Consider the following 20,520-nt stretch of genomic DNA (forward strand, 5'->3'; position numbering starts at 1 on the left):
TTTTTTGTCTTGCACATTACGGCCTCAATCCGGATCAGGCATGTAAACATTGATCGCCTTGGGCAACAGGCGGAAATGAGCAGGCGTCCAGGTCGACAGCTCGCCATCTGTGTTTACGGCACGCGGCTTCTTGGTGCGTACAATCACTTCGGTCGTCGGAAAAGCCCGCACATCATCCCATTTGGAATGGGTGCCACGGCGTAGACTTGGCAGAAGACGCAATAGTTTCCACCAGTGATCGACTTCCAGACTATAGAAATCCAGCCTGCCGTCGTCCACTGTCGCATCCTTCTCAACGGCCATACCGCCGCCGTAAAACTTTCCATTCCCGACAGAGACCTGCAATGTACGAATTTTCTCCGTCATGCCGTCGTGTTCCAGATAGGCTGTGAAGAGCTCAGAACGCATGAGAATGCGCGCCGCGACAATCGCATAACCGAGCTTACCCCACTTCTTCTTCGCGGCAGAACTTAGTTGCTGCGCCAGTTCTGCGCTGAAACCAATGCTCGCGACGTTGAAGTAAAGATGACCGTTTACCTCACCCAGATCGATGGCGCGCGCCTTGTAAGAGACAAGTCGACGCGCCGCCTCAACCGGATCGGCAGGAATGCCGACAGTTCGCGCAAAATCATTTGCAGTTCCAAGCGGAAGGATTGCAAGCGGCAATCCCGTTTCCATCAACCCTTTGGCTGCGGCGTTCAGCGAACCATCGCCGCCGCCGACAATAACGAGATCACAATCTCTTTCACGAAGGATAACATCTGAAATCGTCTCGTCGTCCTGCGGATTTCGCTCGATGAGTTGGAGGCCACCGCGTTCCAACGCCGAACGAATATCTGCACCGTATCCCCTGCCGTTCCGGGCATGTGGATTTACGATAAGCAGTGCCCGGCGCTTTGTGGTCTGGTCCATGGATTTCCTGTCATCTGCAACAGCCTACCAATCGGCCGCATGGTTGGAAGCGTCATCTGCAGATGGCCTCTCAATCCTGGATATCAATGGAACGGTTCATGAAAAATTTGTCACGACTCTGAATGTTTTGTGAAGTGAGGAGGCCAAATGTGGTGGCAACGCCAACCTGTCGACAAAACAGTTTGACGATATTCAAAAGAGAACATAGGTTGACTGCACCAACTGTAAAACTTTTGAATGCGATCTCATCAAACTTGTCGCTAATTGCCTGAAATACATTACAGTTCGCGGGTATGATGTAATGGTAGCCTGTCAGCTTCCCAAGCTGAACGCGCGGGTTCGATTCCCGCTACCCGCTCCAGCATAATTGCTCACGCAAGCATCAGAGACTAGCGAACATTTTCTCCGGTTTTCGGATCCACCTTCACCTCAACTTTGGCGCCAGCCTTGATGACATATTCGATCTCGTAATAGCCACGATCATTCCAGTCGACTTCATCAATGAAAGCCGTATCCGCGCTCTGTTCGATTTTGGCAATTATTTCCGAGAGTTTTGCGCCTTCCGGAGGCGGAGCAGCATAGGCCGCAACAACAGACAAACCAAGAAACAAAGTCGTAGCAACAAGACGCATGATTATCTCCTTTAGCTATGCTAAAAGAGTAGGAATGCAGGCGTCTTATTCAAGTCCAACAGCCATTACTTTATGATCGGGCTTATCGAACCGGTGAAGGTTTGATCGATCATCGCGGAGAGCCTCGGCTCCGCACCTGACAAGATAACGACTATTGCAAGCATCAATATCAAAGGCGCGGCAAGAATTCCGCTCCTTACTGCCGGCTCGAGAATGCGCCGGGTTTTGTTGCTTCGTGTTGATTGCTGACTTCTCATGCAACCAATAGTAGCCGAACAGACTTAATCACCTGTTAAATATCGTGGTTAACGCGTTATCGGCGTATGATTGCCGCTAATTTCCCTTGTTTCCGCGATATATATTGACGCCAAGTTCACGAATTTTCTTCCGCAGCGTATTGCGATTTAGCCCCAGAAGATCGGCTGCCTTGATCTGATTTCCACGTGTTGCCGTAAGACATGCGAGGATAAGGGGATATTCCAGTTCAGCCAGAACCCGATGGTAAAGTCCCGGCGGCGGCAAGTCGGAACCGAAAGACGCAAAATAACGCTGCATGTTCTGCTCAACGGCTTGCGAAATGGAGATGTTTTCCATATCGCCACCGCCAGCGGGAACAATATCCGGTTTGGTAAGCTCGGCTCGCAACTCCGTTTCGATAATTTCGGGCGAAATTTCTTCTTGCGGGTAAAGCGCCGCAAGCCTTCGCACGAGATTTTCAAGCTCGCGGACATTGCCCGGCCACGGATACCGGCGCATCATTTCCAGGCCAGCGGTGCTGATGCGTTTCTCCGGCAGTCCCTCTTCGGCAGCGCGCTTGAAAAAGTGACGCACAAGATCGCCTACATCCTCGCTGCGCTCGCGAAGCGGCGGCAAGCGCAAAGGCACAACATTCAGCCGGTAATAGAGATCCTCGCGAAACAGTCCTTGCGCGATCAGTTGCCGCAAATCCTTGTTGGTTGCAGCAACGATACGCACATCTGTCTTGATCGGCGTGCGCCCGCCGACTGTCATATATTCGCCCTGTTGCAACACACGCAAAAGACGGGTTTGCGCTTCCATTGGCATATCGCCGATCTCGTCGAGAAACAGTGTTCCGCCATTTGCCTGTTCGAAACGACCGCTTGAGCGGTTTTGCGCGCCGGTGAAAGCGCCCTTCTCATGTCCGAACAATTCAGACTCGATCAGGTCGCGCGGGATTGCCGCCATGTTGATCGCAACAAACGGCCCTTTTCGACGACGCCCGTATTCATGCAGGGCGCGCGCAACCAGTTCCTTGCCTGTGCCGGATTCACCGGTAACCATGACGGTCAAATCCGTCTGCATCATGCGCGCCAGCAAACGGTAGATTTCCTGCATCGCAGGCGAACGGCCGACCAGCGGCATGTTATCTGTCTGCTCGTCCGACAATGCCGCGATGGGCTTGCGTTTTGGTTCAGACAGGGCGCGTCCGACGATATTGATGAGTTCCGTCAAATCGAATGGCTTCGGCAGATATTCGTAAGCTCCTGCCTCTGATGCCCGGATAGCCGTCATGAACGTGTTCTGCGCACTCATGACCACAACTGGAAGATCGGAACGCATCTTCTTGATGCGCGGCAGAAGGTCGAAGGCATTCTCGTCCGGCATATTAACGTCAGTAATGACCAGATCACCATCGCCTGCCGCCACCCAGCGCCAGAGCGAAGCGGCATTGGAGGTCACACGCACATCGTAGCCTGCCCGCGACAATGCCTGGTTCAGCACGGTCCGAATGGCTGCATCGTCATCCGCCACCAATATGGTTCCCGTCGGACGTCCTGCGATCATGCGTTATCTCCAGTATTTCCAGCCGTATTTTTCCACGCCGGCATCAAAACGCGGAAAGTCGTTCGCGAAGGATGGCTGTCGCATTCGATGATGCCGCCATGATCACCAATGATCTTTGCAACCAATGCCAAACCAAGCCCAGAACCGTTGGTCTTCGTCGTCACGAAAGGGTCGAACAGATGCGGCAGCATATCCTGCGGCACACCCGGTCCATTGTCATGCACGCAGAATTCGAGAGGCAGCGCCACCCTGTCCCGTGCACCCGGCACCTGCAGGCGGATGCCCGGTCGGTAAGCCGTGGACAGAACAATCTCGCCGCCTTCATGATCACCGATAGCTTCCGAGGCATTCTTCAGCAGATTGAGGAAAACCTGCACAAGCTGATCACGATTAGCGAAGACTGGCGGGAGAGAAGGGTCATAATCTTCAACGAAGCGAATCTTCCGCGCGAACCCGTTCTTCGCAATCGCCTTCACATGATCCAAAACCGCATGAATATTGACCGCAGCGCGCTCGATAGGACGCTCATCCGAGAAGACCTCCATGCGGTCCACCAGTGAAACGATCCGATCTGTTTCATCGGTAATAAGCCGTGCTAGCGCACGATCCTCATCGCCGACAACCTGTTCCAGCAATTGTGCCGCGCCGCGGATACCCGAAAGCGGGTTCTTGATTTCATGGGCCAGCATTGATGCAAGCCCTGTGACGGACCGCGCTGCGCCGCGATGCGTCATCTGGCGGTCGATCTTCTCGGCCATCGTCTTTTCCTTGAAGAGGATGACCACAGCTCCCGGCAACTCTGCGACAGGCGCTACGTAAATATCAACAATACGTTCCGCGCCAAGGCGTGGCGACGAGACATCGACGCGATATTCGTTGACTGGCATCTGGCTGGTGCGAACCTGATCGACCAGCGCTAACAGCGGGCTGCCAAAGGGCAGAAAAGACTCCAGCCGGTTGCGCGCCAGAATGGACGAGCCGGAACGAAAGAACTGTTCCGCATCCAGATTGGCATAGGCGATATAGTTTTCGGCGCTGACCATGATAACCGGCTGGCTGATTGCATCGAGCACAACCGATGGAATGCCGTTCATTTCGGTTCTCTCGCGCATCAGGCAACCTCTTTGAGCGCGGCTTCGGGAACTTCGCGCATGAATATACGACGCAAGGCGTCGATGACGGCTTGCCGGTCAGTCAGAGTCATCACGTCCGCTTTCTCGGAAGGCGCACATGCGGCGCCAGCATGACGATCAAGATACCAGCCCAGATGTTTGCGGGAATGACGGATGCCCGTTGTGCTTCCGTAATGCTCGAGCATATCTGCGTAATGCTTTATAATATAATCAAGAACTTCGCTTCGCGATTTCGGAGCTAAGTCGCTTCCTGCGATTGCGCCGGCCAACCACGGCTGCCCATAAGAAGCACGTCCGACCATCACCGCATCCGCTCCGGAACGGCGCAGAATTTCCTCGGCATCGCCGCGACACGCCACATCGCCGTTGGCGACCAGAGGAATCTTGATTGCGTCACGAACCGCGCGAATTGCATCCCAGTCCGCCTTGCCTTCATAAAACTGGCAACGCGTACGCCCATGGACCGTCACCATGGCAACACCAGCGCTTTCGGCGCGCCTTGCCAGCTCGGGCGCGTTGATGCTTTTCTCATCCCATCCCAGCCGCATCTTCAGCGTAACCGGAACGCTGACTGCATTGACGGTAGCCTCAACGAGAGTCATTGCGTGATCGAGATCGCGCATCAGCGCGGACCCGGAATAACCACCGGTCACTTTCTTGGCGGGGCAGCCCATGTTGATATCGATGATGTCGGCGCCTTCGCCTTCGGCGATCCTTGCCGCCTCACCCATCCAATGCGCTTCGCGTCCCGCGAGTTGCACAACATGCGTTCCAAGCCCTTCACCCGAAAGACGCAGAAGGCTCTCCTTGTGACGATTGCAGAGTTCGGCGCTGGCAACCATTTCAGACACGACCATGCCCGCGCCAGCTTCTGCTGCCCGCCTGCGAAAAGGAAGGTCGGAAACGCCCGACATCGGCGCGAGAAAGACGCGGTTGGCAAGTTCCACACCGCTTATGTTCAAAGGTTGCTCGAGAAAACTCACCGACAAATGCCTATTTGATGTGCATAGCGCAATTAGCACATACATTAATCAGCTCCACCTTTCAACGCAAGGAAAAGCGCACGCAAAATTACGATAAATCAATTGTCGACTGGCATTTATCCGCGCAAGGCATTATTCGGCATGCAAGCACAAATTTGAACAGATGCAACCTTTGGCAGAGGCGACAACTATTTCAAGGATAGCAGCAGTCATTGTGGCGGCTGGCCGCGGTGAGCGAGCCGGACAGAGCGTCGAAGGGCCGAAACAATACCGGCGCATCGGTGGCGAAGCCGTGCTTGCTCGCACTTTACGCGCTTTCATCGACTGCCCGCTGGTTGATAGCATCGTTGTCGTCATCCACCCCGATGACCATGCGCTTTACGAACGCGCCCTTCCGGAAAGCCGAAACAACATTCACGTTGTGAATGGCGGCGCTACCCGGCAGGCATCAACGCGTCTTGGCCTTCTTGCGCTGAGAAACGACGCGCCGCAATATGTCATGATCCATGACGGTGTGAGACCGTTCATCAGTCAGGACTTGCTGAATCGCATCGTCGAAAATCTTGCCCCTGATGAAGGCGTTCTACCTGCTCTGGCAGTTTCGGATACGCTCAAGCAATCAGCTACGGACGGAACGGTTAAAACGACGGTGCCTCGCGCGGGCCTTTTCGCGGCACAGACGCCGCAGGCATTTCCCTACGCGCCTATCCTCAATGCGCATGAAGAGGCCTTCGCGATCAATCGCTCCGATTTCACGGACGACGCCGCCATTGCCGAATGGCAAAATATCGCTGTCCGCATCATCGAAGGATCGGCGGACAATACAAAGCTTACCTGGGCAAAGGATATTGAAATGGCTGACAAGCGCCTACGGCAAGACCACGCCTCGTTTCCCGACATTCGTACCGGCAATGGTTATGACGTCCATTCCTTTGAACCCGGCGACCACGTGACGCTGTGCGGCGTGAAAATCCCCCATGAAGCAAAGCTCAATGGTCATTCAGACGCCGATGTCGGGCTTCACGCGCTGACCGACGCTCTCCTTGCGACGCGAGGAGCGGGTGATATTGGCACGCATTTCCCTCCTTCCGACCCGCAGTGGAAGGGTGCCGCTTCCCGCATATTTGTCGAACACGCGGCCAATATCGTGCGTGAAGCAGGTGGCCGCATTGCCAACGTCGACGTGACCTTTATCAGCGAAGCACCGAAAATCGGCCCACACCGCGCAGCAATGACAGAAGCGCTTTGCGACATGCTGGGAATTGCCGCAGACCGGGTTTCCATCAAAGCGACAACCAATGAAAAGCTTGGGTTCGTTGGGCGCCGTGAGGGCATTGCAGCCATTGCAACCGCAACCGTCATCTATCCGGGTGAGGTACCCGAATGAGTGCGTTGATTGCAGAAGAAAAAGCTGTTGCCGTGCTGGAAGCCTGCCGCAAGGCTGGCATAATGATCGCGACGGCAGAATCCTGCACGGGTGGGCTGATAGCCGGAGCACTGACCGACATTGCCGGATCATCTGATGTCGTGGATCGCGGCTTTGTCACTTATTCCAATGAAGCAAAAGCCGAAATGATCGGCGTTCCGATGGAACTGATCAATCGCTTCGGCGCTGTCTCGAAGGAAGTAGCACTCTCCATGGCTGAAGGGGCACTTTCTCACTCGCGCGCCAGTGTAACTGTGGCAGTTACGGGAGTTGCCGGGCCTGGCGGTGGTTCCAATGAAAAACCCGTCGGTCTCGTTCACATTGTATCAGCGCGAAAAGGCCACCCGCCCCTCCATCGCGAATGCCGTTTCGGTCCAAAAACCAGAGCCGAAATTCGTCACGCTACCGTCCTCGCCGCGCTGGACCTCGTTCTGGAAAACCTTCGATAAATTTAGAGCGTATACTTTTATCTACAGTGCCCTACCTTTGTCTTTGGTCAAGACAGAGAGAACATGGCGATGCGTTTCGATGGCAAGGTGGCAATCGTTACAGGCGGGGCAAGCGGCATTGGTGAAGCAACCGCTAGGGCCTTCATTCGTGAAGGAGCGAATGTTGTTATTGCCGACTATTCCGAGCACGGCCAGCAACTGGCCAATGAGCTTGCAGGCGGCAGCGAGCGGGCATTATTCGTCAAGACCGATGTGGCCGACACGAAAGCCGTGCAGGCGCTGATTGCCAAAACCGTTGAAACCTATGGCCGCCTCGACATCATGTTCGCCAATGCAGGCATCGCCGCAGATGGCCCGATAGACGAGCTGGACGAGGCTGCTTGGCAGAAAACCATCGATATCAACCTTACCGGCGTCTATCTCTGTGATAAATACGCGATTGATCAGATGCGCTCGCAAGGCGGCGGTGTGATCGTGAATTGCGGTTCCATCCATAGTCATGTCGGAAAATCAGGTGTCACTGCTTATGCCGCAGCAAAGGGAGGTGTAAAACTCCTGACGCAGACGCTTGCTATTGACTATGGTGCGCAGAACATTCGGGTGAATGCTGTCTGCCCGGGCTATATCGACACGCCCCTGCTCAAGGATATACCCGAAGACAAGAAAGAGGCTCTGGTAGCCTTGCATCCGATAGGTCGTCTCGGTCGCGCCGAAGAAGTAGCCAGCGTTGTGCTTTTTCTGGCTAGTGACGAAGCCTCCTTCGTCACCGGAGCATCCATACTGGTTGATGGGGGCTATACGGCGCAGTGAAAAAGAGGGCCCGAGAAACCGGCCCGTCGTTCAGGCCAGACCGTAAATCTGATCAGCCCGTTTCTCGAAAGCTTCGGAAAACTTCTTGAAAGCGAGATCGAACATCGTTCCCATCAGAAGGCCAAGAGTACGGCTCTTGAACTCATAGTCGATAAAAAACTCGACATCACATTCGCTTCCGTCGCCAACCGGCTTAAAGGTCCAGCGATTGTCGAGATAGCGAAACGGCCCGTCAAGATATTTCACGTCGATGACATTGTCTGCGGGTTTCAGCAGTACCTGACTGGTGAATGTCTCGCGTATGAGCTTGTAACCAACTGTCATGTCAGCAATGAGAAGAGCCTTGCCGTCACGCTCCTTGCGGGAGCGAACCGATAAGGCCTCACACATCGGCAGAAATTCAGGGTATTTCTCAACATCCGCTACGAGGCCGAACATTTGCTCTGCCCGGTGATGTACCCGCCTGACGGTGGTAAACTGCGGCATGACTGATCTCAGGCCTTTGCCGTGATCTGCGCCTCGCGCGCTGCCCTCAGCTTGGCGAAATCATCGCCAGCATGATGCGATGAACGCGTCAGCGGGCTGGATGCGACCAGAAGGAAGCCCTTCGTCCGGCCGATCGTTTCGAACGACTTGAACTCGTCCGGCGTCACGAAGCGAATGACAGGATGGTGCTTGCGCGTCGGCTGGAGATACTGACCGATGGTCATGAAATCCACATCCGCCGAACGCAGATCGTCCATCAGCTGAAGGATTTCATTCCGCTCTTCGCCGAGACCAACCATAATGCCCGACTTGGTGAAAATGGTCGGGTCCAATTCCTTGACGCGCTGCAACAGGCGGATCGAATGGAAATAACGGGCGCCGGGACGAACCTTGAGATACTTCGAAGGTACGGTTTCCAGATTGTGGTTGAACACGTCCGGGCGAGCCTTGACCACAACTTCGAGAGCACCTTCCTTGCGCAGGAAATCCGGTGTCAGGATTTCAATCGTGGTCGCGGGGGTGGCTTCACGAATGGCCTGAATGACCTCGGCAAAATGCTGCGCACCACCATCGGCCAGATCGTCGCGATCAACCGAAGTGATAACTACATGCGTCAGGCCCATCTGCTTGACGGCCTTTGCGACATTCTCGGGTTCATTTGGATCAAGCGCGGTCGGGATACCGGTCGAGACATTGCAGAACGCGCAGGCGCGCGTGCATATCTCGCCCATGATCATGAAGGTCGCGTGCTTCTTTTCCCAGCACTCGCCAATGTTCGGGCAGCCTGCTTCTTCGCAAACCGTAACCAGCTTGTTTGAACGAACGATATCGCGCGTTTCACTATAGCCGCGCGAGACAGGAGCCTTGACGCGAATCCAGTCGGGCTTCTTCAGGACAACATTGTCCGGACGATGCGCCTTCTCGGGATGCCGTTCACGCTTGCCTTGGTTCACCAGATCGAGAACTGTAACCATGCTTTTCCCTGCCTATCCGAAGCATTTTCAGGAAATGCTTCCAAATTCGGTTCGGTCCTAATCCCTGCTCCCTACCCTGTCAACTTGAGCGATTTGCTACTCATCGCCGCGCTGCCAGTCCAAGAGCCCGGAAAACCAATGCCCATATCAGGCCAAATACCAATCCAGCGGTGCCAAGCGCCAATGTGAGCGCCCAGACGCCGTACCAGCCGGTTAGAGCTATTCCGTTGACCGATATGGTGTTGCCGCCAAGAACACTCAAGGTGCCGGCTGCAAACCCCAGCACCAGACCTCCTGCGGTACACCATTTGATGATAGGCCATGCGGCACGCCGCCAAGGCCCTCCGTTCTCGATCAGCGGAATGAGCGTCTCTCCGTCTTATGCGTTTAGTGCGCGACCGTACGCATCCAGAACGCTTTCCTTCATCATTTCCGAAAGGGTTGGATGCGGGAAGACCGAATGCATCAGTTCTTCCTCGGTCGTTTCGAGGTTCATGGCAACCACGAACCCCTGGATGAGTTCGGTCACTTCTGCACCGACCATATGGGCGCCAAGCAGCTGTCCCGTTTTCTTGTCGAAGATGGTCTTGACCAGTCCCTGATCTTCACCGAGCGCAATCGCCTTGCCGTTTGCGGCAAACGAATAGCGGCCGACCCGGATGTCGTAACCTTTTTCCTTAGCCTTCGCTTCAGTCAGACCAACGGAAGCGACCTGCGGATTGCAATAGGTGCAGCCCGGAATCATGTTCTTTTCGAGCGGATGAACGTTTGGAAGACCGGCGATTTTCTCAATGCAGATAACGCCTTCATGCTCGGCCTTGTGCGCCAGCATTGGCGGACCTGCAACGTCGCCGATAGCATAGATTCCTGCAACATTGGTCTTGCCGTAGCCGTCGATAATGATGCATCCGCGGTCGGTTTTCACACCAAGCGCTTCCAGGCCGAGATTTTCGATATTGCCCTGCACACCAACCGCAGAGATCATGCGATCCACGGTCAACGACTGCGTCTTGCCGTCCTTGGTCTCGATATGGGCGGTCACATTGTTTGCGCCCTTCTCGACCTTGGTAACTTTGGCATCGGTGATGATCTTCAGTCCGCGCTTTTCCAGCTGCTTGCGTGCGAATGCAGAAATCTCCGCGTCTTCAACCGGCATGATCTGCGGCATGAGTTCCACGACCGTCACATCAACGCCCATGTCTTTGTAGAAGGAAGCGAACTCGATACCAATTGCGCCTGATCCCATTACAAGCATGGACTTCGGCAGTTCCGGCGGAACCATTGCTTCGAAATAAGTCCAGATCAACTTGCCATCCGGCTCAATGCCCGGCAGAGCGCGCGGACGCGCACCGGTGGCGACAATGACGTGCTTCGCCTTGTAGGCGCCCTCACCCAGAACGCCCTTCGGAACAGGGTTCTGCGGCTGCATCGGCTGCTTGGAGGACTTGCCGACCGAAATCTCAACCGGATTGCTGCCTGAAGCGGCCTTTACGAGCTTCGCCTCACCCCAGATCACGTCGATCTTGTTCTTCTTCATCAGGAAGCCGACGCCGCCGTTAAGGCGAGCCGAAACACCGCGCGAGCGCTGCACTACAGCCTTAACATCAGGCGTGATCTTGCCTTCCAGCTTCAAGCCGTAATCCTTGGCGTGTTCGCCGAAATGCAGGATTTCAGCAGAGCGCAGAAGCGCCTTGGTCGGGATACAGCCCCAGTTAAGGCAAATGCCGCCCAGATGTTCGCGCTCGACGATAGCCGTCTTGAGGCCAAGCTGCGCAGCGCGGATTGCGGTTACATACCCACCCGGGCCCGAGCCGATAACAATAACGTCGTAAATGTCGGCCATATTGTCCTGCCTTTGCTCAGTTCACTTCTCGGGTGAGCAGCACCCAGTCGTGTCTTTTGTCCTGCCCAATGCGTTCTATCGCTTCGAGCCGCTCAATTTCCTTGAAACCATGGGCGCCGTAAAGGGAAAGCGCCACATCGTTGTGGCTTTCGGTTATCAGGCTAATTCCTGGATTACCGTTCCGACGTGCCAAATCGATTTCGTTGGCGACAAGTGCGCGGCCAATACCTTTGCCACGAAACTCGCGATAAACGCCAACGCTGTCTATGAAACGATTGCCTATCACTTTGCGCTGCAAGTCGATCAGCTGATCGAGAACGGGATGCTGCGGTGGTGTACCGTTCAAACTGTCATCGAGTGTGAAACCGATCGAAAGTCCGGCAATATCGCCAGCCCATTCGGCAATCGTCGTGCTCTGCCAGCCTTCGGTCCCGTCAGCGCGCATATATTGCCGACCGCGTTCCATGGCCGTTTCCGTTCGTCCGTCAAGAACAGCACCGTACCAGAGCCATGATGCAAAACCGTGCGAAGAGATATCGACAAGAATGGCGATCTCAGCGGCTTCATGGCGTTCAGCCCGGCGTAGGTTCAATTGTCCAGCCATTCAAAAAAACCTCAGGCGTCGAGTTCAACAGAACACGACGCCCTTGAAGTTGATCAATCAGACCAGCATACCCATCGGGTTTTCGATGTGGCGCTTGAAGGCCTGTGCAAGTTCGGCAGCCAACGCGCCATCAACGGCACGGTGATCGGTTGAAAGGGTCACGGACATAATCGTCGCAACCTTGATTTCACCGTTCTTGACAACTGCACGCTGTTCACCTGCACCGATTGCGAAAATGGTCGCATGCGGTGGATTGATGATCGCGGCAAAGTCCTTTACGCCGAACATGCCGAGGTTAGACACGGAGGTCGAACCGCCCTGATACTCTTCAGGCTTCAGCTTGCGATCACGCGCACGCTTGGCAAGGTCCTTCATCTCGTTCGAAATCGCCGACAATGTCTTCGAATCCGACTGACGCACGATAGGCGTAATCAGACCGCCCGGAATGGAGACGGCAACACCCACATCGGCGCGCTTGTGCTTGACCATGCCGCCTTCAGTCCACGACACATTGGCGTCTGGAACATCGCGAAGCGCCAGAGCCGTTGCCTTGATGACCATATCGTTGACCGAAAGCTTGTAAGCCGGAACCTCGCCCTTTTCGGTCTTGATCATCGGTGCCGCGGCATTGATCTGCGAACGCAGAGCCAGAAGCGCATCAAGTTCGCAATCGATCGTCAGATAGAAATGCGGAACAGTCTGCTTCGATTCCACCAGACGGCGGGCAATCGTCTTGCGCATGCCATCGTGCGGAACGATCTCGTAGGTGCCTTCTTCAAACAGCTTGAGAACGGCATCATCCGACATCGGCTTCGGAGCGGCGGCAGCTTCTGCCTTCGGCGCCGCAGCCTTGGCACCACCGGAAGCCAAAGCGGCCTCCACATCGCGCTGAACGACACGGCCATGCGGGCCAGAGCCCTTCACGGCAGCAATATCGACACCAGAGTCCTTGGCGATGCGACGCGCAAGCGGCGATGCAAACACGCGGTCGCCCTTATTCGAAGCAATAGCAGGTTGCTCTGCCTTGGCGGGTGCGGGCGTCGCTGCCGGAGCTGCCACTGGCTTCGGTTCTTCTTTCGGAGCCTCAGCCTTCGCTTCTGCCTTCGGCGCAGAAACTCCACCCTTGGCTGCAGCCGCCACGTCCTCGCCTTCTTCAGCGAGGATAGCGATCAGCGCATTGACCTTGACGCCTTCGGAGCCAGCGGGGACCACGATCTTGGCAATCGTGCCTTCGTCCACGGCTTCCACTTCCATCGTCGCCTTATCGGTCTCGATTTCAGCAATGACGTCGCCAGGAGCGATCTTGTCGCCTTCCTTGACCAGCCATTTCGACAGGTTGCCTTCTTCCATCGTCGGAGAAAGCGCTGGCATGGTGATATTGATCGGCATGTCCAGACCCTTTCTGTTTAAGCGGTATAGGTAACGGCTTTCACCGCTTCGACCACTTCGGCAACCGTCGGCAGCGCCAGCTTTTCCAGATTTGCCGCATAAGGCATCGGAACATCCTTACCGGCAATGGTGAGGATCGGCGCATCGAGATAATCGAAAGCCTGCTGCATGACGCGGGTGGCGATTTCCGTACCAACGGACGACTGCGGGAAACCTTCCTCCACCGTCACCAGGCGACCGGTCTTCTTGACCGATTCAATGACTGTTGGAAGATCCATCGGGCGGATCGTGCGCAGATCGATGATTTCAACATCGATACCCTGCTGGGCCAGCTCTTCCGCCGCCTTGACGGCGTAGGTCATGCCGATACCGAACGAAACGATGGTGGCGTCCTTGCCCTGCTTGTGAATACGGGCCTTGCCGATCGGCAGAACGAAATCGTCAAGCTTTGGCACATCGAAATGATGACCATAGAGAATTTCATTTTCGAGGAAGATCACCGGATTCGGATCGCGAATTGCAGCCTTCAGCAGGCCCTTGGCGTCGGCTGCCGTGTACGGCATCACGACCTTGAGACCTGGAATGTGGCTGTACCAGGCTGCGTAGCACTGCGAATGCTGGGCAGCAACGCGCGCAGCCGCACCGGACGGACCGCGGAAGACCATCGGAGCGCCCATCTGTCCGCCGGACATATAGAGCGTCTTGGCCGCAGAGTTCACAATCTGGTCGATTGCCTGCATGGCGAAGTTGAAAGTCATGAATTCAACGATCGGGCGCAGGCCGGCGAAAGCAGCACCGACGCCAACACCGGCAAAACCATGCTCGGTGATCGGGGTGTCGACAACGCGCTTGGGGCCGAACTCGTCGAGAAGGCCCTGCGTTACCTTGTAAGCGCCCTGATATTCGGCGACTTCCTCGCCCATCACGAAAACGCTCGGATCCCGGCGCATTTCTTCCGCCATAGCGTCACGAAGCGCTTCACGAACGGTCGTGGAGACCATTTCTGTGCCAGCCGGAATGTCCGGATCGGACGCAACTTCAAGTGCCGGGGCCTTGGGAGCAGCGGGAACAGTGTCCGTCTTCTTTTCTTCGGCTTTTGGCTCTTCCTTCGGTGCTTCAGCTTTGGCAGCCGGAGCAGAACCGACATCAGCGGCGCTTTCGCCGTCACCAAGGAGCACCGCAATCGGCGTATTGACCTTCACGCCTTCGGTGCCTTCTTCGACTAGGATCTTGCCGATTGTGCCTTCATCGACGGCTTCGACTTCCATCGTCGCCTTGTCGGTTTCAATTTCAGCGATCACATCGCCGGACGTAACCTTGTCGCCTTCTTTCTTCAGCCACTTGGAGAGCTTGCCCTCTTCCATGGTTGGGGAAAGTGCGGGCATGAGAATTTCTACGGGCATGACAACACCTTCCTGGAATTAGAGCAGAATATCCGTATAGAGCTCGGATGCATCCGGCTCCGGATCGTTTTGAGCGAAATCGGCAGAATCGGCGACAATGTCGCGGACTTCCTTGTCGATTTCCTTCAGCTCTTCCTCGGTTGCCCAACCCTTCTCGATCAGACGCTGCTTGACCTGCTCGATCGGATCGTGTTCGGAGCGCATCTTCTGCACTTCTTCCTTCGACCGATACTTTGCCGGGTCCGACATGGAGTGACCGCGATAACGATAGGTCTGCATGTCGAGAATGATCGGTCCCTTGCCGGAACGCGTCCACTCAACAGCCAGATCGGCAGCAGCCTTCACCGCACGGACGTCCATGCCGTCTACCTGGATGCCCGGAATATTGAACGAAAGACCGCGCTTCGAGAAATCAGTTTCAGCGGAGGAGCGCGAAACCGATGTGCCCATGGCATAGCGGTTGTTCTCGATGATGTAGACTACCGGCAGCTTCCACAGCGATGCCATATTGAAGCTTTCGTAGACCTGCCCCTGATTGGAAGCCCCGTCGCCGAAATAGGTCAGCGTTACATTGTCGTTGTCGCGGTAGCGATTCGCAAACGCCAGACCGGTGCCGAGCGAAACCTGTGCACCAACGATGCCGTGACCGCCGTAAAAATGCTTCTCTTTGGAGAACATGTGCATGGAGCCGCCCTTGCCCTTGGAAAGGCCGCTGCGGCGCCCGGTCAGTTCGGCCATGACGCCACGTGCGCTCATGCCCGCTGCAAGCATATGACCATGATCGCGATAGGCAGTGATAACCTGATCGCCTTCCTTCAGCGCCATCTGCATACCAACCACCACGGCCTCCTGGCCGATGTAGAGGTGGCAGAAACCGCCAATGAAGCCCATACCGTAAAGCTGACCCGCCTTTTCCTCGAAACGCCGGATCAACAGCATTTCGCGATAAGCGTCCAGCTCCTGCTTCTTGTCGAAGTTTGCAGCTGCAGGTGCCTTGGGTGCAGTTACAGAAGACGCCTGCGCTTTGTTAGCGGGCGCCTTTTTAGCCCTCGGTGCCATTTCTCGCTCCCTAAATTGTCGTTCTATTGTGACGTTATACGGGCGCACCACAAGATACAATATGCGCCCAGAGCATAGCTGCTATGTCGCCAAGCCCTTAAAAACATATCACAAAAAGACAATTAACCGGATTTCAGTTAATTCGATCGATCTTCCCGAGAGGTAATAATTGTCACTTCATCGGGATGGGAGAGATTAAGCGCCCTGCGAGCCTGCTCGTCAAGCATATCCTTTTCGATGGAACCGTCACGCAAAAGCATGACGCGCTTTTCGAGTGCCGTACGATCGGCGGTCACCTGCGCCAGTTGCTTGGCCAGAAGGCTTTTTTGCTCTTCCAGCTGGATGCGAGAATAAAGACCGAATTCGCCATGATAGGCATGGAAACCGAAATAGCTCAGAAACGCAGCCGTCAGAATAGGCAATACAAACCGCCCACGGATCGATTTACGCTTCTGTTTGGTCCACATTTCAGCTTCCTTCCCGGACATTCGGAGCCAAGTCGAATCCTGCAAGCAGCATCGTTCCGAATTCCACCATCAAGCATTATTTTGCTTAACAGAGATTTACCAAGATCCCGTGTTGAAAGACGTCGGCCGCATTTTTGTTGAAGGCTGAAAGGATGAGGTCCGGACGTGAACTGTTGAAACCCAGGCTAGAATCGAAAACGGCTCGCCGCGAGGACAAGCCGTTTATTCATGGCATAAAAATGGCTGGGCCGGATCACGCATCTACAATGGTGGAGAAACCGCCAAAGATCATGCGCTTACCATCAAACGGCATTTGATCACCCATTTCCTTCATACGTGGATCGCTCATCATCTTGCTATTTGCAGCGTCACGCGTTGCCTTGTCAGGATATTCGAACCAGGAGAACACAACCTCCTCGTCCGCCTCCGCCTTAACCGCGCGGCGAAAATCAGTGATCTTCCCGTCCGGCACATCATCTCCCCATGCTTCGACCATGCGCGTAACGCCAAACTCCTTGAACAATACGGCCGCCTTGGCGGCGTGCTGGCGATAGAGTTCCTTGTTCGCCTTAGGGACGGCGACAACAAATCCTTCAATGTAAGCCATTTACTCTCTCCCATTGATAGCCCGCCCAAGCCCCTTCTCCCGGTTCGGATAGCTTGTCCGAATGCGACAGATTTATATTGATATCAAGATAAATGAAATCGGTCAAATTTATCGCTTCACATACCCCCCGCTGAAACGTGGCGCATCAGAGGGCGCAATCAACCGTCTGATCACGACCAAACCAGAGCAAACACGTCTTGAGCATGACGCCAGACTAAGCCAACATCCAAACAATAACGAACAGCAAATTCAATTAAATTATATAAGTAATTATATAATTACTGAAACTTAATGTAGAATTTTAACCTTACAAAATTGCATTATATCTGGTATTGCAGCGATAAAATTATTGAATATCTTAAAATACTAAACATATTAGAGGATAATATTATGAATGAAGCGACTGTAAAGCGCATTCCATGCATCATCATGGCGTTATTTCCCGCCCTATGGGGTATATTTAGTTTACTTAATAATACTGCTAGTTTTTCAGAAACAGCCGAGAATGCAATCAAGCCACTTTTGGCTATGACCGATACTTATGGGATACCCGGTCAGACATGGCGGGCAGTCACCGCGAGTTGGGTGCCTTATGTCGGCCTAGCTGTAATCACAGCCATGGAAACGTTAGCGGGCGTACTCGCCTCAATCGGTTGTGTAAAAATGCTGGTTAATCTTCGCGGCAGCTACACAAAATTCTCGGTTGGCAAAAACTTGACAATTCTGGGCGCTTGCTGCGCTGTCGCCGTATGGGGCATTGGCTTTATGGTCGTCGCCGGCGATTGGTTCATGGCATGGGAAGCGAAAGAAAACTCCCTCAACACACAGTTGGGTGCCCTGCTTTATGCGCTTCCATCGATGATGTGCATTGTTATCATGCTCTCGCACAAGGAAACCGAGGCCTGATATAGATGGAGTGACGCACTCCACAATTAAAAACGGCAGCCATGAGGCTGCCGTTCTCCTATCCATTCGCGATAGAATTAAAGAAATTTCAGTGCATTACGGCCTGCGTAGCGAGCCTGTTTGCCGAGTTCTTCTTCAATACGGATAAGCTGATTATACTTGGCTGTACGGTCCGAACGGGCCAGCGAGCCAGTCTTGATCTGGCCGCAGTTGGTGGCAACGGCGAGGTCGGCAATCGTCGAATCCTCGGTTTCACCCGAACGGTGCGACATGACTGCGGTGTAACCGGCCTTGTGCGCGGTTTCGACAGCATCGAGCGTTTCCGACAGCGATCCGATCTGGTTGACCTTGACGAGAATCGAATTGGCAACGCCCATGCGGATACCGTCGCGCAAGCGGGCCGAGTTGGTGACGAACAGATCGTCGCCCACAAGCTGGCACTTGTTGCCGATAAGATCGGTCAGATATTTCCAGCCTTCCCAGTCGTCTTCGGCCATACCGTCTTCGATGGTGACGATAGGATAATCGCTGGCGAGCTTGGCAAGATACTTAGCCTGCGCCTTTGGATCGCGCGTCTTGCGTTCACCTTCATAAACGTAGTTTCCGTCCTTGAAGAACTCGGTCGCAGCGCAGTCGAGGCCAAGAGCGATATCTTCACCCGGCTTGAAGCCAGCCTTCTCAATCGATTCCATGATGAAATCGAGGGCAGCCTGGGCATTCTTCAGGTTCGGGGCAAAACCACCTTCGTCACCCACATTGGTGTTGTGACCGGCATCCTTGAGGCGCTTTTTGAGCGTGTGGAAAACTTCCGAACCGTAACGGACAGCCTCACGAACGGACGAAGCGCCGACCGGCAGAATCATGAATTCCTGGAAATCGATCGGATTGTCGGCATGTGCGCCGCCATTGATGATATTCATCATAGGGACCGGCAGAACATGGGCGTTTGCGCCACCAACATAGCGGTAGAGCGGGAGACCGGTCGCCTGGGCCGCAGCCTTGGCAACGGCAAGCGAAACGCCCAGAATTGCATTGGCGCCGAGATTGCCCTTGTTGGCCGAGCCATCGAGCTCAATCATCGTCTGATCGATGAGCAACTGGCTTTCTGCGTCCATGCCAGCAATAGCGTCGAAAATCTTGCCATTGACCGCTTCAACAGCCTTTTCCACACCCTTGCCAAGATAGCGGCTGCCACCGTCGCGCAACTCTACGGCTTCATGCGCACCAGTCGATGCGCCGGACGGAACGGCAGCGCGTCCGAAAGAGCCATCTTCAAGCACAACGTCCACTTCGACGGTCGGGTTGCCGCGGCTGTCGAGAATTTCGCGGCCGACGATGTCGATGATTGCAGTCATAGGAACCAGTCCTTCCCTATAGATTGCCCCGCCACATCCGCGAGGCGCTTAACAAATCCGATGCGGCCATTTCTTAGCGCATAATCCTGAAATTTTGCAGAAAAGATTATGCACCGAGCCAGTTTTTAAGCCTTAGCGAAACAAAAGGCGGAGGAAAATCCCCCGCCTTTTTAAATTCTCCGAGAACTGTTTAAAGGCCCTTGGCGATACGATCGAAAGCCATGAGCTTTTCAAGAAGTGCAGGCATCTTATCCACCGGCACCATATTTGGGCCATCTGATGGTGCGTTATCCGGGTCCTGATGCGTTTCGATGAAGAGTCCCGCAACACCGACAGCCACAGCTGCCCGAGCCAGCGTTTCTACAAACTCGCGCTGTCCACCTGTCGAACCGCCCTGCCCGCCCGGCTGTTGTACGGAGTGAGTCGCATCGAACACAACCGGCGAACCAAGACCGGCCATGATCGGCAGAGAACGCATATCTGAAACAAGTGTATTATAGCCGAAAGAAACACCGCGCTCTGTCGCAAGCACATTTGGATTGCCGCTTTCCGTGATTTTGGAAAGGACATTCTTCATGTCCCATGGCGCCAGAAACTGCCCCTTCTTGACGTTCACGACACGTCCGGTCTTTGCGGCAGCAATCAGCAGATCAGTCTGGCGGCAGAGGAATGCCGGAATTTGCAGGACATCAACCACAGGAGCAACTTCGGCACACTGATCTTCGGTATGAACATCCGTTAAAACCGGAAAGCCGAATTCCTTCTTGAGGTCGGCAAAAACTTCCATGGCCTTTTCGAGGCCAATACCGCGCTGAGCTTTCAGTGAAGTCCGATTGGCCTTATCAAAGCTAGACTTGTAGACCAGACCGATGCCGAGTTTATCGGTCATTTCCTTGAGGCGACCTGCCATATCGAAAGCGTGTTCACGCGTTTCCATCTGGCATGGACCTGCAATCAGAGCCAATGGCGCACTGTTTGAAAAAGTAACATTTCCGATTTTTACAGATGAATTGGCAGTCGCCATAACGTGAACCTCGATACTGAGTGCCTTGCAGGCACCTTATCTGGCGTAAAGCTGGGTCGAAAACAAGACCGCAACCTGAATGCCAAACGAAAACGCGCCCCGAGAGGCGCGTCAGCCTGCTGACAAACCCCTGGCTATGCCGGGGGTTTTGTGATTCTGTGGGTCATGTTGAAGAAACCCGCCGCCGAACAGACCGCGCTCGAGATGGTGACGCTCGATCAACTGGTCCCGAAAGATCATCTGCTTCGCAAG

22 protein-coding genes and 1 tRNA gene are annotated in these 20,520 nt (G+C 54.6%); 6 read left to right on the forward strand and 17 right to left on the reverse strand.

What is annotated here, in order from left to right:
• Nucleotides 1-24: 24 nt before the first annotated feature.
• A complete protein-coding gene (locus tag AC0TNJ_RS04405; protein ID WP_473770368.1) occupies nt 25-912 on the reverse strand; it encodes a lipid kinase in 888 nt (295 codons plus the stop codon).
• Nucleotides 913-1,199: 287 nt separating this feature from the next.
• Between AC0TNJ_RS04405 and AC0TNJ_RS04410 the strand changes: the two genes are divergently transcribed.
• A tRNA-Gly gene (locus AC0TNJ_RS04410) sits at nt 1,200-1,273 on the forward strand.
• A 28-nt stretch (nt 1,274-1,301) separates the two neighbouring features.
• On the opposite strand, the gene AC0TNJ_RS04415 is transcribed toward AC0TNJ_RS04410, so the two are convergent.
• The 4 genes from AC0TNJ_RS04415 to dusB all read right to left on the reverse strand — a co-directional run bounded on the left by AC0TNJ_RS04415 (nt 1,302) and on the right by dusB (nt 5,466).
• Nucleotides 1,302-1,544, reverse strand: coding sequence for a PepSY domain-containing protein (locus tag AC0TNJ_RS04415; RefSeq protein ID WP_473770369.1), 243 nt, complete (start codon nt 1,542-1,544; stop codon nt 1,302-1,304).
• Nucleotides 1,545-1,877: 333 nt separating this feature from the next.
• Nucleotides 1,878-3,350 carry a nitrogen regulation protein NR(I) gene (gene ntrC / locus AC0TNJ_RS04420; protein ID WP_122001665.1) on the reverse strand — a complete coding sequence of 491 codons (1,473 nt, stop codon included), beginning with the start codon at nt 3,348-3,350 and terminating at the stop codon, nt 1,878-1,880.
• Nucleotides 3,347-4,462 carry a two-component system sensor histidine kinase NtrB gene (locus AC0TNJ_RS04425; RefSeq protein WP_122001664.1) on the reverse strand — a complete coding sequence of 372 codons (1,116 nt, stop codon included), beginning with the start codon at nt 4,460-4,462 and terminating at the stop codon, nt 3,347-3,349. The genes ntrC and AC0TNJ_RS04425 overlap by 4 nt, the downstream gene beginning before the upstream one ends.
• A complete protein-coding gene (gene dusB / locus AC0TNJ_RS04430) occupies nt 4,462-5,466 on the reverse strand; it encodes a tRNA dihydrouridine synthase DusB (RefSeq protein ID WP_473770370.1) in 1,005 nt (334 codons plus the stop codon). Before dusB ends, AC0TNJ_RS04425 begins: the two co-directional genes overlap by 1 nt.
• Before the next feature lie 163 nt (nt 5,467-5,629).
• On the opposite strand from dusB, the gene AC0TNJ_RS04435 reads away from it, so the two are divergent.
• From AC0TNJ_RS04435 to AC0TNJ_RS04445, 3 genes are all read left to right on the forward strand, one after another.
• Nucleotides 5,630-6,853: a bifunctional 2-C-methyl-D-erythritol 4-phosphate cytidylyltransferase/2-C-methyl-D-erythritol 2,4-cyclodiphosphate synthase gene (locus tag AC0TNJ_RS04435; protein WP_473770371.1), complete on the forward strand. Its 1,224-nt coding sequence runs from the start codon at nt 5,630-5,632 to the stop codon at nt 6,851-6,853.
• Entirely contained in the window at nt 6,850-7,341 is a 492-nt protein-coding gene (locus AC0TNJ_RS04440; RefSeq protein WP_473770372.1) for a CinA family protein, read from the forward strand. The genes AC0TNJ_RS04435 and AC0TNJ_RS04440 overlap by 4 nt, the downstream gene beginning before the upstream one ends.
• A gap of 69 nt (nt 7,342-7,410) precedes the next feature.
• On the forward strand, nt 7,411-8,151 hold the full coding sequence (locus AC0TNJ_RS04445; protein WP_473770385.1) for an SDR family NAD(P)-dependent oxidoreductase: 741 nt from the start codon (nt 7,411-7,413) through the stop codon (nt 8,149-8,151).
• A gap of 30 nt (nt 8,152-8,181) precedes the next feature.
• Here the strand turns inward: AC0TNJ_RS04445 and AC0TNJ_RS04450 are convergent, their stop codons facing one another.
• The 10 genes from AC0TNJ_RS04450 to AC0TNJ_RS04495 all read right to left on the reverse strand — a co-directional run bounded on the left by AC0TNJ_RS04450 (nt 8,182) and on the right by AC0TNJ_RS04495 (nt 16,983).
• The gene (locus AC0TNJ_RS04450; protein ID WP_473770373.1) at nt 8,182-8,637 is read right to left on the reverse strand and encodes a type II toxin-antitoxin system RatA family toxin; all 456 of its coding nucleotides are present in this window, start codon (nt 8,635-8,637) and stop codon (nt 8,182-8,184) included.
• A gap of 8 nt (nt 8,638-8,645) precedes the next feature.
• Nucleotides 8,646-9,611 (reverse strand): lipoyl synthase, encoded by a 966-nt coding sequence (gene lipA / locus AC0TNJ_RS04455; RefSeq protein ID WP_473770374.1) that lies wholly within the window; start codon nt 9,609-9,611, stop codon nt 8,646-8,648.
• Nucleotides 9,612-9,711: 100 nt separating this feature from the next.
• Entirely contained in the window at nt 9,712-9,897 is a 186-nt protein-coding gene (locus AC0TNJ_RS04460) for a hypothetical protein (RefSeq protein WP_473770386.1), read from the reverse strand.
• A 93-nt stretch (nt 9,898-9,990) separates the two neighbouring features.
• Nucleotides 9,991-11,454, reverse strand: a complete 1,464-nt coding sequence (lpdA, locus tag AC0TNJ_RS04465) for a dihydrolipoyl dehydrogenase (RefSeq protein ID WP_473770375.1) — start codon at nt 11,452-11,454, stop codon at nt 9,991-9,993.
• A 16-nt stretch (nt 11,455-11,470) separates the two neighbouring features.
• Complete coding sequence (locus AC0TNJ_RS04470; protein WP_473769023.1) at nt 11,471-12,058, reverse strand: GNAT family N-acetyltransferase; 588 nt, start codon at nt 12,056-12,058, stop codon at nt 11,471-11,473.
• A gap of 57 nt (nt 12,059-12,115) precedes the next feature.
• Nucleotides 12,116-13,447 (reverse strand): pyruvate dehydrogenase complex dihydrolipoamide acetyltransferase, encoded by a 1,332-nt coding sequence (locus AC0TNJ_RS04475; protein ID WP_473770376.1) that lies wholly within the window; start codon nt 13,445-13,447, stop codon nt 12,116-12,118.
• A 17-nt stretch (nt 13,448-13,464) separates the two neighbouring features.
• Nucleotides 13,465-14,850: a pyruvate dehydrogenase complex E1 component subunit beta gene (locus AC0TNJ_RS04480; RefSeq protein WP_473770377.1), complete on the reverse strand. Its 1,386-nt coding sequence runs from the start codon at nt 14,848-14,850 to the stop codon at nt 13,465-13,467.
• A gap of 18 nt (nt 14,851-14,868) precedes the next feature.
• A complete protein-coding gene (gene pdhA, locus AC0TNJ_RS04485; protein WP_122001653.1) occupies nt 14,869-15,909 on the reverse strand; it encodes a pyruvate dehydrogenase (acetyl-transferring) E1 component subunit alpha in 1,041 nt (346 codons plus the stop codon).
• Nucleotides 15,910-16,046: 137 nt separating this feature from the next.
• Nucleotides 16,047-16,376, reverse strand: a complete 330-nt coding sequence (locus AC0TNJ_RS04490) for an FtsB family cell division protein (protein ID WP_122001737.1) — start codon at nt 16,374-16,376, stop codon at nt 16,047-16,049.
• A 253-nt stretch (nt 16,377-16,629) separates the two neighbouring features.
• Nucleotides 16,630-16,983, reverse strand: a complete 354-nt coding sequence (locus tag AC0TNJ_RS04495; RefSeq protein WP_473769021.1) for a DUF1428 domain-containing protein — start codon at nt 16,981-16,983, stop codon at nt 16,630-16,632.
• Between the two features lie 61 nt (nt 16,984-17,044).
• Between AC0TNJ_RS04495 and AC0TNJ_RS04500 the strand changes: the two genes are divergently transcribed.
• Together AC0TNJ_RS04500 and AC0TNJ_RS04505 are read left to right on the forward strand one after the other, a co-directional pair.
• The gene (locus AC0TNJ_RS04500; protein WP_473770378.1) at nt 17,045-17,275 is read left to right on the forward strand and encodes a hypothetical protein; all 231 of its coding nucleotides are present in this window, start codon (nt 17,045-17,047) and stop codon (nt 17,273-17,275) included.
• A 98-nt stretch (nt 17,276-17,373) separates the two neighbouring features.
• Nucleotides 17,374-17,889, forward strand: a complete 516-nt coding sequence (locus tag AC0TNJ_RS04505; protein ID WP_473770379.1) for a DUF2165 family protein — start codon at nt 17,374-17,376, stop codon at nt 17,887-17,889.
• Nucleotides 17,890-17,966: 77 nt separating this feature from the next.
• Here AC0TNJ_RS04505 and eno read toward each other — a convergent pair whose 3' ends face one another.
• The gene (eno, locus tag AC0TNJ_RS04510; RefSeq protein ID WP_473770380.1) at nt 17,967-19,244 is read right to left on the reverse strand and encodes a phosphopyruvate hydratase; all 1,278 of its coding nucleotides are present in this window, start codon (nt 19,242-19,244) and stop codon (nt 17,967-17,969) included.
• A gap of 190 nt (nt 19,245-19,434) precedes the next feature.
• Nucleotides 19,435-20,268, reverse strand: a complete 834-nt coding sequence (gene kdsA, locus AC0TNJ_RS04515) for a 3-deoxy-8-phosphooctulonate synthase (protein WP_473770381.1) — start codon at nt 20,266-20,268, stop codon at nt 19,435-19,437.
• Between the last annotated feature and the right edge of the window lie 252 nt (nt 20,269-20,520).

This window comes from Ochrobactrum sp. PL_is483, assembly GCF_055816855.1.